Raw genomic sequence first — 12,952 nt, 5'->3', positions numbered from 1 at the left:
CGACGCTTAATAGCCGACCGTCAGTCCCACGGACACATAACGGTCCCCGACATTGCCCTTCACGGCAACGCGGGGCAGCAGGGGCATGGCGACGGTGCCATAGACGCGCGGCTCTTCGCCGCTGATCCGCGCGCCGATGCCGATGCGCAGGGACATAGGGATCTGATAAGCCGCTTCCACCCGCCCATAGGCTGCCGTGCCGCCATCGCGCAGATAAACCCCGGCGCCCGGCGTGAGGCTGAAGCCTGCAAAGTCCACCGCATAACCAGCGCCCAGTTCAGCACCCCAGCGCCCATTGGCACGGGCATAGTTGCCCTCCGCCCCCAGCCCTTCTGCCTGCGCGGGGACGGCAAGGCCCGCTAGCGCAAGCGCTGTGCAGGATATCAGGGCGGTGCGAATGGTCGTCATCTTGAAAACTCCGGAGACTGGGCTCGCGTTGGCTAAGCGTGCGGTTCCGCAGCAGCAACGTTGCGGGGACGAACCGAGTCCCCGGCGCGACGGACAGACTCCGCCCCCCCGCGAGCCATCGCGCATAGAACCGCGCGAAAAGTGGGAAGGCTCCGGGCACGCTTTTGCGTTGCAACCGTAATGATAGCCGTTACGCCTCAGGGTTCCGATGGCGATTGAAACGGGGAAAGCATGATCGAAGCAGGCCGCCTACAGCCCCACCCTCGCGGACACGTCGAGGCGGGGGTCGCGGGGAGCGCGTCGGCATGAAGGGCAATTATTGGCGGGCTGCCAAGGCCGCGAAAGCCTGCGTGATCGTCGACGCGGAGGATTATTTCCGGTTCGCGCGGCAGGCCATGATCCGCGCCCGCAAGCGCATCATGCTGGTCGGCTGGGACTTCGACGCGCGGATCGAACTCGCACACCAGGAAGAGGGGCAACCCGATGGACCGGAACCGACCACCATCGGGGATCTCATCTACTGGCTGGTCGAGACCAATCCCGAGCTCGAAGTCTATCTGCTGCGCTGGGATCTCGGGGCCATTGGGTCGCTGTTCCGGGGCAAGACCATCTTCACCGTGGCCAAATGGGCCATCCATCCGCGCATCCATGTGAAGCTGGACGCTCATCACCCCACCGGCGGGTCGCATCATCAGAAGATCGTCGTGATCGACGATTGCTTCGCCTTTTGCGGCGGGATCGACATGACCGGCGACCGGTGGGACACGCGCGCGCATCGCGACGAGGAACCCGAGCGACATCGCCCCGGCAAAGGGCCGGCCTATATGCCCTGGCACGATGCGACGACCGCTCTGCAGGGGCCGGCAGCGGCGGCGCTGGGCGAGCATTCGCGCGACCGCTGGAAGCGGGCGACGGGGCAGACCATTGCCGGCATCCGCAGCAAGCATGACGTCTGGCCGAAAGCGCTGCCGGTGCAATTCGAGGATGTAGAGGTTCTCATCGCCCGCACGGCACCCAAAATGCCGGACCAGCGCGAGGTGACCGAGATCGAGCAGCTCTACATCGAGCAGATCGGGCGCGCGAAGCGGTGGATCTATGCCGAAAGCCAGTATTTCGCCTCCCGGCGGATCGCCGAAGCCATGGCCCGGCGACTGGACGAGCCGGACGGGCCAGAGATCGTGATCGTCAATCCCGAGGCCGCGCAAGGCTGGCTCGAACCGCTGGCGATGGATACCGCGCGCGCCCGACTGGTGGCCGCGCTGCGGCGGCGGGACAAGCATGGCCGCTTCCGGCTCTACCACCCCGTCACCCGCGATCAGGGGCCGATCTACGTCCACGCCAAGGTGATGATCGTGGATGATATGATCCTGCGCGTCGGCTCATCCAACATGAATGCCCGCTCCTTGCGGCTCGATACGGAATGCGACGTGGCCGTGGACTGCTCGCGGCCGAGCAATTCTGGATGCAGCGCCGCCATCGCGGAGGTTCGCAACGATCTGCTGGCCGAGCATCTCGATGCCAGCATCGCACAGGTCGAGAAAAAGCTAGCCGCCAGCGGATCGCTGATCGAGACGATCGAGGCGCTCCGCTTCAAGGGCCGGAAAAATGCAAAGAGCCGCCGGCGCACGCTGGTGCCCTATGAGATTCCCGACCTCACAGGCGTCGAGGCTTGGCTGGCGGACAACCAGATCCTCGACCCCGAAGGGCCGGACGACATGTTCGAAGCCCTCAGCAACCGCGGCCTGCTGCGCCGCCTCTCCGGCTGGCGCCGTAGCAGGGGCTGATCCTCCCCAACGATCAAGCGGGTAGCGCGGCACAGCCCGATTGTGGGCCTCACCCGGCTTGCTTCCGCGCGCGAAGGGCCTAAACCTGTAATCGATTGCGAAGACCTTAGGGCAAGGAGAGGAACATGACAGGTTCGCGTGGAGAGGGCGCAAGTCGTCGGGCGCTTCTGCAAGGGCTTGTCGCCACCGGTGCCTTAGCCAGCGCGGCGCGACCGGCGCAGGCGAGTCCCGGAGCCGTCGGCGGGCGCGGTCCCATTTTTGCCGGCACAGGCATGGCGGATGTCGAGACCGCCAGCGGCCGGGTGCGCGGCTTCACGCGAGGCGGGATCACCATGTTTCGCGGTATCCCCTATGCCGACACGACCGGCGGCGCCAATCGCTTCCTTCCGCCCAAGCCAGTCAAGCCCTGGACCGGCGTGCGCAGCAGCCTCGCCTATGGGCCGATCTGCCCGCAGGACAAGGGCACGGGCCGCCAGAATGACGAAGAGGCCTTCATTTTCCAGTGGAATGACAGTTTCGACGGCGAGGATTGTCTGCGCATCAATATCTGGACGCCCGGCACGGACAATGCCCGACGCCCGGTGATGGTCTGGCTCCACGGCGGCGGATTTGTCGCCGGCTCCGGGCACGACATCCCCGCCTTCGAGGGCTATAATCTCGCCCAGCGGGGCGATGTGGTGGTCGTCACGCTCAATCACCGTCTCAACCTGCTCGGTTTTCTCGACCTCTCCAGCGTGGACCCGGCCTATGCGCAGTCCGGCAATTTCGGCATGCTGGATATCGTCGCGGCGCTGCAATGGGTGAAGCGCAATATCGAGGCCTTTGGCGGCGATCCCGGTCGGGTCACGATCTTCGGCCAGTCCGGCGGCGGCGCCAAGGTTTCGACGCTGATGGCCATGCCCGCCGCGCGCGGCCTGTTTCACCGTGCGATTGTTCAGAGCGGGTCCTTTGCAAAGGCCACGCCCCACGCCCAGGCCCGTAAGCTGGGGGAACTCATGCTGGCGGAGTTGGGCATCGGCAAAACCGATCTGCGTGCCTTGCACTCCCTACCCTATGATCGCTTGCTGGCGGCGAGCTCGGCCATCTTCCGCCGGGAGAATCCGCCACTGCCCGAAGGCGGCTCCATGGAGGCTCGGACCCGCGGCCGCTACGGCTTTACCCCGGTAGTGGATGGCGCGGTGCTGCCCGCCAATCCCGACGCCCCGCAGTCCATTGCCTTATCGGCCGATGTGCCGCTGATCGTCGGCACGACCCTCAACGAGTTCACCACCGGGATCAACCAGCCGGACTTTTTCACGATGAGCGAGGCGGGGCTGCTGAACCGGGCTGATCGATACACGGGAGGGCGCGGCGCGGCGGTGGTGGCCGCGTTTCGCCGGACGACGCCGGAGGCCCTGCCCTGCGACATCTGGTCACGCATCGCCACCGCACCGATCCGCCAGACCGCCATCGATCAGGCGAGCGGCAAGGCCGCGCTGCGTCGCGCCCCGGCATGGCTTTACAGCTTTGATCGGAGCACGCCCGTGCTGGACGGGCGTCCGCGCGCATTCCACTGCGCGGAAATCCCCTATGTCTTCGCCAATGCCGAACGATGTGCCAGCATGACCGGTGGCGATGCCGGGGCCCTCAAGCTGGAGGCCGAGATGGCCGACGCATGGATTGCCTTCGCGCGGACGGGCAATCCCAATCATGGCGGGCTGGCGCAATGGGACGCCGTGGTGGGCCATGGCGCGCAGACCATGCGGTTCGACACCGTCTCGGCCATGCGAACCGGTTGGGACGAGTCCGAGCTCGGCGCGATGAAAGGCTGACGACCCTCGCCCGGTCGACGGTAAGGAAAAGGGGGCGACCTTGCGATCGCCCCCGTCTGTGCTCTCCGACCGGTGAGGGCCGGAAGACGCTGTAGATCAAGCTACGGCTTATTTCTCTGGCGTCGCCAGAGCGCGGCGCAGGGCTTCGATGCGGGCCTTGTTGAATTGCTTGGCCTGCGGCGACTCAGGCGCCATGGCGTCAAAGCCGTGATAAGCCGAGGGGACGACGAGCAACTCGGTCGGCACGCCGGCCTCGGTCAGGCGGCGCGCATAATCGATATCCTCGCTCACGAAGAGGTCGACCCCGCCGACGGCGATGAAGGCAGGCGGCAGACCCTTGAGCGAAGCAGCGCGTGCCGGCACGGCGGTGGCCGGCACCTTGTTCGTGCCCGGCTGCTGGCCGAGGAACGCCTTCCAGCCGAGCTGGTTCTGCTGCGCGTCCCAGCCGACTGTGGCGATGTGCGAAGGCACCTTCACCGCGCCGCCGGTGCGATCATCCAGCATCGGGTAGATGAGCACCTGGAAAGCAACCGGGATTTCGCCGCGGTCGCGCGCGGTCAGCGCCAGCAGCGCCGCATGGCCACCACCGGCGCTCTCGCCCATCACGGCGATCCGCTTGGGATCGACGCCGAGCTTGGCGGCATTGTCATGCATCCAGCGCAGGCCGGCATAATTGTCTTCGATGGACCCGGCATAGGTCGTTTCCGGCGCGAGGCGATATTCGACGGAGACGATGACCACGTTCAGTTCCTTGGCCATCTCCTGCAGGCGACGCACGTCCGTGGCGGCCGTACCGAGGATGTAGCCGCCGCCATGCGTGTGCAGGATGCCGCCGCGCCAGGCGCCTTCCTGCGCATTGATGACGTACAGCTTGACCTGCGGCGCGTCGGCCACGCCGGGGATCATCTGCTCGACGACCGGAACGTCGCGGTGATGCGGCGGTGGGGGCGGCCCCATATTGCCCGACTTGCGCGACGCACGCACCGAGTCCTCGGTCATTTGCCCCATCAGGGTCGAGTAATAGAGCGCCATGCGGGCGGCGCCGTGCAGTTCCGGCGCGACGGGCGCGAGCTTGGCTGCGTCCTCAGCGCTCAGCGGCGCCGCGGCGACGGCGGCGGGATCGGGCAGCGGCTGGGCACTGGCCATGTGGGCGGGGCCGGTCGTGGCGAACAGCGTCGCCACCAGCCAGGCCGAGGATCGGTTCAGAAACTTCATGAATGCGTCTCCTGTCGCATGAGTCAGATCAGTGATCGCTGGCGCCGGCGGCGCCGATGCCGGTCTCGGACCGGATGCGCTGGGCAGTGTAGCCCGCGCGGTCCACCTGCGCCCGCGCGCTGCGGTCGAGCGTCGAGATCAGCCAGATGGTGAAGAAGGCCAGCGGCATCGACACCAATGTGGGCGAGGCGAGCGGGAAGATGGGGTGCGTGGCGCCAAGCTGGCCGACCCAAATCACCGGCGAGAGGATGGTCAGCGCCAGCGCAGTCAGCGTGCCGATGGCCGAGCCCCAGGCAACGCCGCGCGTCGTGCAATCCTTCCACAGGATGGAGAGCAAGAGGGCGGGGAAATTGCCCGAGGCGGCGACCGCGAAAGCGAGGCTCACCATGAACGCTACATTCTGCTTCTCGAACGCGATCCCCAACCCCACCGCGATCAGGGCCAGCACCAGCACGGTGATCCGCGACAGGCGCAGTTCGGTCGCCTGGTCGACATTGCCCTTGCGGATGACCGAGGCGTAGAGATCATGCGCGATCGTCGAGGCGCCGGAAAGGGTGAGCCCGGCCACCACTGCCAATATGGTGGCGAAGGCGACCGCCGAGACGAAGCCCATGAACACCTCGCCGCCCACCGCGTCCGCGAGATGGACGGCAGCCATGTTGCTGCCGCCACGTAGCCCGCCGCTCAAGGCATCGAGATAGGCCGGGTTGCTGCCGACGAACACGATCGCGCCAAAGCCGATGATGAAGGTGAGCACATAGAAATAGCCGATCCAGCCCGTCGCCCACAGCACGGAGGCGCGCGCGGTGCGGGCATCGCGCACCGTGAAGAAGCGCATGAGGATGTGGGGGAGGCCGGCAGTGCCGAACATCAACGCCATGCCGAGCGAAATCGCCGAAAGCGGATCCTTGATAAAACCGCCGGGTGCAAGAATGCCCCGCGCGCTCGCCGCCGCGGCATCGGCGCTGGCGCCTGCGGCCAACGCGATCGCCTGCTTGGCGGCGACGGCCTGCTCGAACAGCGTGTCCAGCGAGAAGCCGACGCGATACAGCACGGCGAGCGACATGAAGGTGGCGCAGCCGAGCAGCATGACCGCCTTGATAATCTGCACCCAGGTCGTCGCAATCATCCCGCCAAACAGCACATAAGCGGTGATCGCGAGGCCGATGATCCCGACCGCATAGGGATAGGGAATGCCGAACAGCAGCTGGATGAGCTGCCCCGCGCCGACCATCTGGGCGATCAGATAGAAGAGCACGACGGTGAGCGAACTGAAGGCGGACGAAATCCGCACTGGCGTCTGCGCGAAGCGGAACGCGACGGCATCGACAAAAGTGTAGCGCCCGAGATTACGTAGCCGTTCGGCGAGCAGGAACAGGATGATCGGCCAGCCGACCAGAAAACCTGTGGAGTAGATCAGCCCATCATAGCCGTCGGCATAAATCTGCGCGGAAATGCCGAGGAACGAGGCGGCGGACATATAGTCACCGGCAATGGCCAAACCGTTCTGCCGACCGCTGATGCCGCCACCAGCCGTATAGAAATCGCTCGTCGTGCGCGTCCGCCGTGCAGCCCAGGCCGTGACGCCCAATGTGACGATGATGAACAGGCCGAAGGTGACCACGGCCGGCATGTTGGGGCCGGCATTGCCCGGCGTGGCCGCGCGGGCGATGCCGGGCATCAACGCGCCGATGGTCACCATGAGGGCGAGTGCCGCCCAGCGCGAACCGCTCACAGGCGATGCTCCGCCCGCAACGCATCCAGCTCGGCATCGAACCGGCGGTTGGCAATCCACACATACAGGCCGGTCAGCGCGATGCCCGAGAGGATCACCGCCATGCCTAAAGGCACGCCAATGGTCGTCGTCATGCCCGGCAGCGGTTGGCCAAGGATGGTCCGCCCGAACGCCACCAGCAGGATGAAGCCGAAGAAGATCGCCATCATGACGCCGCTCAGAATCCAGCCGAGGCGGCCACGGGCCTGGACGAGAGCCTGATAGTGCGGATCGCGACTGATGGCCGCAAGTTCATGATCGCCATCCAGATCCATCAGCCACTCCCCTCGCCCGCCGCATTTATGTGCGACAGGCTATTGTCCATCGATTGCAAGTCAATCCCTCATCCGGCGGCTGGGGACTTTATCCACATCGGTAGCCCAACTCTGCCCGGCCAGGTGTGCAGGATGGCCGGGCAGAGGGTTCGGGCGACCCGAACTCGTAGGTCCGAAAGCAATTTTGCAATCGATTGCCTTTCAATACACGGGAGTTTCGGCTGTGACAAGCGTGGGTTGGAATCGGCGATGGGGCCAATTTTTTAGGAAGGTTTGCGATACGTTCGCCGGGCGATATGAGCCTCCGCTTCATCAACCGCCCTCTATCAGGCTGATGAATCCATCTGCCCCAGAATTTCGACGGTGCGTTCGTCCGGGCTGCCAAACCAGCGCTCGATCGCGGCACGGAAGATCGGCCTGTCCTCAGCGCTGTTAAACAGCGTCAGGGATGACCTGAGCTTGATCGCGTCGATGGCGCCAAAGACCTGCTCAGCGCTGGAGCCATCCAGCTCCTGTAATGCGATAGTGCATTCCTCATAGCGCGGGCCGATGACCGGATGCGCCAGATAGGCTTTGGCTTCGGCGCGCGAGCGGATCGCGAAGTGCCGCGCCGTGGGGCTGGCCCCCAGGCCCGCAATCTGCGGAAAGATGAACCACATCCAGTGCGTTCGTTTTGCACCGCTGCGGATTTCCGCCAGGGCCTGCGCGTAGCGGCCCTGCTGGGCGTCGACAAATCGGTTCAGATCGAATGGATCGCTAGTCATCCCGCACATTGGCAGTGGGAGCCTGTAAAGCCAACCTGTCCCAAGCGGTGCCGAACAGGCCGGGAAGTGCCGCGCCTGTCTGCCACCCACGATAATTTGGAAGCCAATTGGCGGCTGCTGCGTTCGGCCAGCATGGGATTATCCAATCAGCAGGTGCGAAGGACGACGATGCCATGGATCGATCGGAGGAGTGGCACGTCTCTCGACGCGGCGTGCTGGTTGGCGGCTCGGCCACGGCGGCGACCATGAGCCTGAACAACGCCGATGCTCGGCAGCCCTTGCCGCAACCACGCGAGGCGATGGTCGAGGTTACCCTGAGCGTGAATGGTCAGCCGCACAGGTTCCAAACCGACACGCGCACCACATTGCTCGATGCGCTGCGCGAAGAGCTCAAACTCACCGGCACGAAAAAAGGCTGCGACCATGGCCAGTGCGGCGCCTGCACCGTGCTGGTCGACGGTGTCCGGATCAACAGCTGCCTGACGCTCGCGGTGATGCATGATGGCGACAAGGTCACCACCATCGAAGGACTGGGCACGCCAGACCAGCTCCACCCGATGCAACGCGCCTTCGTCAAGCATGATGGCTATCAGTGCGGCTATTGCACGCCGGGCCAGATCTGCTCTGCGGTCGCCATGCTGGATGAGATTGCCGCTGGCGTGCCGAGCCACGTCACCGATGATCTGTCGGCCAAGCCGCAACTCAGCAACGCGGAACTGCGCGAGCGGATGAGCGGCAATATCTGCCGCTGCGGCGCCTATTCCAACATTGCCGAGGCGATTACCGAAGTCGCGGAGGCCAAGGCATGAGGCCGTTCACCTATGAGCGCGCGACCTCGCCCGCTCAGGCCGCGACGGGCGTCTTGAGCCAGCAGGGCGCCCGCTTCATTGCCGGCGGCACGAACCTGCTGGACCTCATGAAGCTGCAGATCGAAACGCCGACCCATCTGGTCGATGTCCAGGATCTGAAGCTTGATCAGATCACGCAAGAGCCCGATGGCGGCCTGCGGATCGGCGCGCTCGTCACCAATACAGCGCTTGCGGCGGATCGGCGCGTGCGCAGCGATTATGCGGTCCTGAGCCGGGCCATTCTGGCCGGCGCGTCCGGGCAGCTGCGCAACAAGGCGACCACCGGCGGCAATCTGCTGCAGCGGACCCGCTGTCCCTATTTCTACGATACCAACCAACCCTGCAACAAACGTCAGCCCGGGACTGGCTGCGCGGCCATTGAGGGCGCCTCCCGCCAGTTGGCGGTGATTGGCGGCAGCGCTGCATGTATCGCGACGAACCCCAGCGACATGGCGGTTGCGATGCGGCTGCTGGATGCGCGCGTGGAGACGGTCGATGCACAGGGCAATGTCCGGTCGATCGACATTGCCGACTTCCATAAATTGCCCGGCGACACACCGCATGTGGAAACCGCGCTGGCGCCTGGCGAACTGATCACGGCCGTGCTGCTGCCCAAGCCGGTTGGCGGCCAGCATGTCTATCACAAGGTGCGCGACCGGGCCTCTTATGCCTTTGCGCTCGTATCGGTGGCGGCGATCCTCCAGCCGGATGGCACAGGCCGCGTTGCGGTGGGCGGGATTGCGCCCAAGCCCTGGCGCACGGACGCCGCGGATGAAGCGCTAACGCAAGGGGCGGAGGCAGTGGCCCGGCACCTCCTCGCCGGCGCCGCGCCGACCAGGGACAATGCATTCAAGATCGAGCTGGTCGAGCGGACGCTTGCCGGCATCTTGCACGACGCGAAGGGTTGATGCCGTGAAGTTCGATGCCCCCGCCACCCAGAACCCGATCGACCAGCTCAAGGTCGTCGGCAAGTCCACCGATCGCATCGACGGGCCACTCAAGACGACGGGGCGCGCACCCTATGCCTATGAGCGGCATGATGTCGCCGCGAACCAGGCCTATGGCTTCGTCGTCGGCGCGGCCATCGCCAAGGGGACGATCCGGTCGTTCGACCTGGTCGACGCCAAGGCCGCGCCTGGCGTGCTCTCGATCATCACCACGTTGGACCATAAGCCGCTGCCGCTCGGCGGCCAGAACACCGCCAACCTGTTCGGCGGAGCGAAGATCCAGCATTATCATCAGGCGATCGCGCTGGTGGTCGCCGAGACCTTTGAGCAGGCCCGCGCGGCCGCCTCGCTGATTCAGGTCGATTATGTCCGGGAAGATGGCAAATTCGATCTCGAGCGTGAGGCGCCTCGGGCCGAGCCCGTTCCGGACGAGGACGAGACCAATAAAGCCGGCGATTTCGCAGCCAGCTACGCCAAGGCTGAGGTGAAGCTCGACCAGCGCTACAGCACGCCGGACGAGAGCCATGCGATGATGGAGCCGCACGCCACCATCGCCGCGTGGGAAGGCGACAGGCTCACCGTCTGGACGTCGAACCAGATGATCGCCTGGGGCAAGCGCGACCTTGCAAAGGCCCTATCGCTCAAGCCCGAGCAGGTGCGGCTCGATTCCCCCTATGTCGGGGGCGGCTTTGGCGGGAAACTGTTTCTCCGCTCCGATGTCGTTCTTGCGGCGCTGGGGGCCAAGACGGTTGGGCGGCCGGTGAAAGTCGCGCTCACGCGTCCGCTCATCATCAATAACACGACCCATCGGCCCGCGACGCTGCAGCATATCCGGATCGGCGCGAACAAGGATGGGCGCATTCTCGCGATCTCGCATGAGAGCATTTCGGGAAACCTGCCGGACGGCGAGCCGGAGACCGCCGTCCAGCAAACCAAGCTTTTCTACGCGGGGGAAAGCCGGGAAGTCGCCATGAAACTGGCGCAGCTCGATCTCCCGGAAGGCAATGCGATGCGCGCGCCTGGCGAAGCGCCGGGGCTGATGGCGCTGGAGATCGCCATGGATGAAATGGCCGAGACGCTGGGAATGGACCCGGTTGAATTTCGGATCCTGAACGATACGCAGGTCGATCCGATGAAGCCCGAGCGTCCCTTTTCGGCGCGTCATTTCGTCGAGTGCCTCAGGACCGGCGCGGAGCGCTTCGGATGGCACAAGCGCAAGGCGACCCCCGGCTCCGTGCGTGAGGGCCGCTGGCTCATCGGCATGGGCGTGGCCGGCGGCTTTCGCAACAATCAGCTGACCAAATCCGCGGCACGGGTCCGGCTGTCGGGCGACGGTAAGGTCACCGTCGAGACCGATATGACCGATATCGGCACCGGCACCTACACGATCATCGCCCAAACCGCCGCCGAGATGATGGGCGTGGACCTGGGCGATGTCATCGTGAAATTGGGCGATTCTGATTTCCCCGCCGCAGCCGGCTCCGGCGGCCAATGGGGCGCGGCCAACTCGACGGCTGGCGTCTATGCCGCGTGCATCAAGATGCGCGACCAAGTGGCGGCGCGCTTGGGGCTGAACAATGCGGATGTGACGTTCGCCGATGGCGAAGTCCGCTCGGGCGATCGCGCCGTGCCCTTGCGCGACGCCGCGCGCGATGGGGAGCTCATTGCCGAAGATGGCATCGACTATGCCGACGACTTTGCCGACCGGGCGCAGCAATCCACCTTCGCTGGTCATTTCGTGGAGGTCGGGGTCGACGCCTTCACGGGCGAAACCCGCATCAGGCGAATGCTCGCTGTGTGCGATGCCGGTCGCATCCTCAATCCCAAGTCAGCGCGAAGCCAGGTGATCGGCGCCATGACCATGGGCGCAGGCGCCGCACTGATGGAGGAACTCGTGGTCGACAAGCGGTTCGGCTTCTTCGTCAATCACGACCTCGCGGGTTATGAGGTCCCGGTCCATGCAGACATCCCGCATCAGGACGTCATCTTCCTCGATACCACCGACCCTTGGTCCACGCCGATGAAGGCGAAAGGCGTTGGGGAACTTGGGATTTGCGGCGTGGGAGCCGCGGTCGCCAACGCCATCTACAATGCCACCGGCGTGCGGCTGCGCGATTATCCGATGACCTTGGACAAGCATCTCTCGCGCTTACCGAAGGCGGTTTAGGCGGACGCGAATGAGGTTTAGTGGAGCAGCGCTGGACGGCCTGAGTTGAGCGCGACGAAGAAATGTCGCGGCGGCCAAGCCATGGTTGCGAGGCATTCTGCTCTCATCGAGGCCGCGCTCTGCTCCAACTGAGGATTGGACGATGAGTGTCAATCGTCGGCGCCCAAGATGACTATTGGGCTTCCTATGAGGAAACATGCGGGTGGTTCCTGAGCTTGGATCCGCTAATGACGAATGTTGGTGGTTTCTCAGGCCGGCTGACTATGGGATTTAGCAAAACCGCTGAAATAGGCTTTCAAATTTGCGTCGGTGACAGGTTCAAGCAAGCTTGCCACCTGCTCTTCAAGGGTCGAGCCCTCGTTGACGTCGCCACCCCGCTGAAATCCCATCTCCCAACGCGCGAACGACCGTGCCGCGATTGCCTTGTTATTCAGTTGGACCACAGCATAGTGACGCTGATCCTTTGAAATGCGCGCGAACGTCGAGTTGACGGCATCTTCCGGGCCTTCGAGAACCTGAAGGAAGCGCCGATTCCCTACTACGAGCAAGCCCGTTACATCAGCGAGCCGGTTATTCCGTCGGGACGCAACCAAAATTTCCTCGAGCTCCGCATCCGAAAGCGTTCGACGGACAGTGCTGATATATAAAATGCGATGCATGGCAGGCTCCTTAGCGACCGGGCTAGGGATGCGATGTTAATCAAATACTTCCAGCGCGGTGAGTCGAGTGCGCGAGCCGAAATCGACGAGGATTTGACTTTAAGTCATCAAAGCCGCGCTCCGTTGCACCGGGGCAGATTTCCCTGTGTGCCCCTCATTTCACAGCCATCCATAGCGCAGGCGGACTTCTCAGGACGTACCCGGCCGCTTTCGGCCTGGAGCGGATCAACCGCTTCGAACGAAGAGGGATCGGGCTCTCTCGACTTCTGACCAGCAGCGTCGCCGACATGGCGATTGGTC

The 12,952-nt window shown here is 64.6% G+C and carries 11 protein-coding genes; 5 read left to right on the top strand and 6 right to left on the bottom strand.

The annotated features are described in order from the left end of the window. Positions 1 to 6: 6 nt before the first annotated feature. On the bottom strand, positions 7 to 408 hold the full coding sequence (locus tag M2331_RS00755; protein WP_181558524.1) for a hypothetical protein: 402 nt from the start codon (positions 406 to 408) through the stop codon (positions 7 to 9). Positions 409 to 713: 305 nt separating this feature from the next. Here M2331_RS00755 and M2331_RS00750 point away from each other — a divergent pair, with 305 nt between their 5' ends. Together M2331_RS00750 and M2331_RS00745 are read left to right on the top strand one after the other, a co-directional pair. Further along, the gene (locus tag M2331_RS00750) at positions 714 to 2,192 is read left to right on the top strand and encodes a phospholipase D-like domain-containing protein (protein WP_181558523.1); all 1,479 of its coding nucleotides are present in this window, start codon (positions 714 to 716) and stop codon (positions 2,190 to 2,192) included. Positions 2,193 to 2,317: 125 nt separating this feature from the next. Then, the gene (locus M2331_RS00745) at positions 2,318 to 4,003 is read left to right on the top strand and encodes a carboxylesterase/lipase family protein (RefSeq protein WP_181558522.1); all 1,686 of its coding nucleotides are present in this window, start codon (positions 2,318 to 2,320) and stop codon (positions 4,001 to 4,003) included. Positions 4,004 to 4,111: 108 nt separating this feature from the next. Here M2331_RS00745 and M2331_RS00740 read toward each other — a convergent pair whose 3' ends face one another. The 4 genes from M2331_RS00740 to M2331_RS00725 all read right to left on the bottom strand — a co-directional run bounded on the left by M2331_RS00740 (position 4,112) and on the right by M2331_RS00725 (position 8,031). Next, positions 4,112 to 5,218 carry an alpha/beta hydrolase gene (locus M2331_RS00740; protein ID WP_264592238.1) on the bottom strand — a complete coding sequence of 369 codons (1,107 nt, stop codon included), beginning with the start codon at positions 5,216 to 5,218 and terminating at the stop codon, positions 4,112 to 4,114. Positions 5,219 to 5,246: 28 nt separating this feature from the next. After that, entirely contained in the window at positions 5,247 to 6,920 is a 1,674-nt protein-coding gene (locus M2331_RS00735) for a cation acetate symporter (RefSeq protein ID WP_181561282.1), read from the bottom strand. Between the two features lie 29 nt (positions 6,921 to 6,949). Further along, positions 6,950 to 7,267: a DUF485 domain-containing protein gene (locus tag M2331_RS00730; protein ID WP_181558521.1), complete on the bottom strand. Its 318-nt coding sequence runs from the start codon at positions 7,265 to 7,267 to the stop codon at positions 6,950 to 6,952. 326 nt (positions 7,268 to 7,593) lie between these two features. After that, the gene (locus M2331_RS00725) at positions 7,594 to 8,031 is read right to left on the bottom strand and encodes a DUF1810 domain-containing protein (RefSeq protein WP_181558520.1); all 438 of its coding nucleotides are present in this window, start codon (positions 8,029 to 8,031) and stop codon (positions 7,594 to 7,596) included. Positions 8,032 to 8,204: 173 nt separating this feature from the next. Here M2331_RS00725 and paoA point away from each other — a divergent pair, with 173 nt between their 5' ends. The 3 genes from paoA to paoC are packed head-to-tail and all read left to right on the top strand — an operon-like array spanning position 8,205 to position 11,993. Continuing rightward, the gene (gene paoA, locus M2331_RS00720; protein ID WP_181558519.1) at positions 8,205 to 8,840 is read left to right on the top strand and encodes an aldehyde dehydrogenase iron-sulfur subunit PaoA; all 636 of its coding nucleotides are present in this window, start codon (positions 8,205 to 8,207) and stop codon (positions 8,838 to 8,840) included. Beyond that, on the top strand, positions 8,837 to 9,787 hold the full coding sequence (locus M2331_RS00715; protein WP_181558518.1) for an FAD binding domain-containing protein: 951 nt from the start codon (positions 8,837 to 8,839) through the stop codon (positions 9,785 to 9,787). Before paoA ends, M2331_RS00715 begins: the two co-directional genes overlap by 4 nt. A 4-nt stretch (positions 9,788 to 9,791) precedes the next feature. Beyond that, positions 9,792 to 11,993: an aldehyde oxidoreductase molybdenum-binding subunit PaoC gene (gene paoC / locus M2331_RS00710; protein ID WP_181558517.1), complete on the top strand. Its 2,202-nt coding sequence runs from the start codon at positions 9,792 to 9,794 to the stop codon at positions 11,991 to 11,993. A 248-nt stretch (positions 11,994 to 12,241) separates the two neighbouring features. Here paoC and M2331_RS00705 read toward each other — a convergent pair whose 3' ends face one another. Continuing rightward, the gene (locus M2331_RS00705; RefSeq protein WP_181558516.1) at positions 12,242 to 12,652 is read right to left on the bottom strand and encodes a BLUF domain-containing protein; all 411 of its coding nucleotides are present in this window, start codon (positions 12,650 to 12,652) and stop codon (positions 12,242 to 12,244) included. Positions 12,653 to 12,952 lie beyond the last annotated feature (300 nt).

It is taken from the genome of Sphingobium sp. B10D7B (assembly GCF_025961955.1).
Taxonomy (GTDB): Bacteria; Pseudomonadota; Alphaproteobacteria; order Sphingomonadales; family Sphingomonadaceae; genus Sphingobium.
The sequence above is the reverse complement of the archived record's forward strand: the minus strand, read 5'-3'. Positions and strand labels throughout refer to the sequence as shown.

Coding starts and splice junctions, on each gene's coding strand:
- M2331_RS00755 (WP_181558524.1), bottom strand. CDS start 408: ATGACGACCATTCGCACCGCCCTGATATCCTGCACAGCGCTTGCGCTA.
- M2331_RS00750 (WP_181558523.1), top strand. CDS start 714: ATGAAGGGCAATTATTGGCGGGCTGCCAAGGCCGCGAAAGCCTGCGTG.
- M2331_RS00745 (WP_181558522.1), top strand. CDS start 2,318: ATGACAGGTTCGCGTGGAGAGGGCGCAAGTCGTCGGGCGCTTCTGCAA.
- M2331_RS00740 (WP_264592238.1), bottom strand. CDS start 5,218: ATGAAGTTTCTGAACCGATCCTCGGCCTGGCTGGTGGCGACGCTGTTC.
- M2331_RS00735 (WP_181561282.1), bottom strand. CDS start 6,920: ATGGTGACCATCGGCGCGTTGATGCCCGGCATCGCCCGCGCGGCCACG.
- M2331_RS00730 (WP_181558521.1), bottom strand. CDS start 7,267: ATGGATCTGGATGGCGATCATGAACTTGCGGCCATCAGTCGCGATCCG.
- M2331_RS00725 (WP_181558520.1), bottom strand. CDS start 8,031: ATGACTAGCGATCCATTCGATCTGAACCGATTTGTCGACGCCCAGCAG.
- paoA (WP_181558519.1), top strand. CDS start 8,205: ATGGATCGATCGGAGGAGTGGCACGTCTCTCGACGCGGCGTGCTGGTT.
- M2331_RS00715 (WP_181558518.1), top strand. CDS start 8,837: ATGAGGCCGTTCACCTATGAGCGCGCGACCTCGCCCGCTCAGGCCGCG.
- M2331_RS00705 (WP_181558516.1), bottom strand. CDS start 12,652: ATGCATCGCATTTTATATATCAGCACTGTCCGTCGAACGCTTTCGGAT.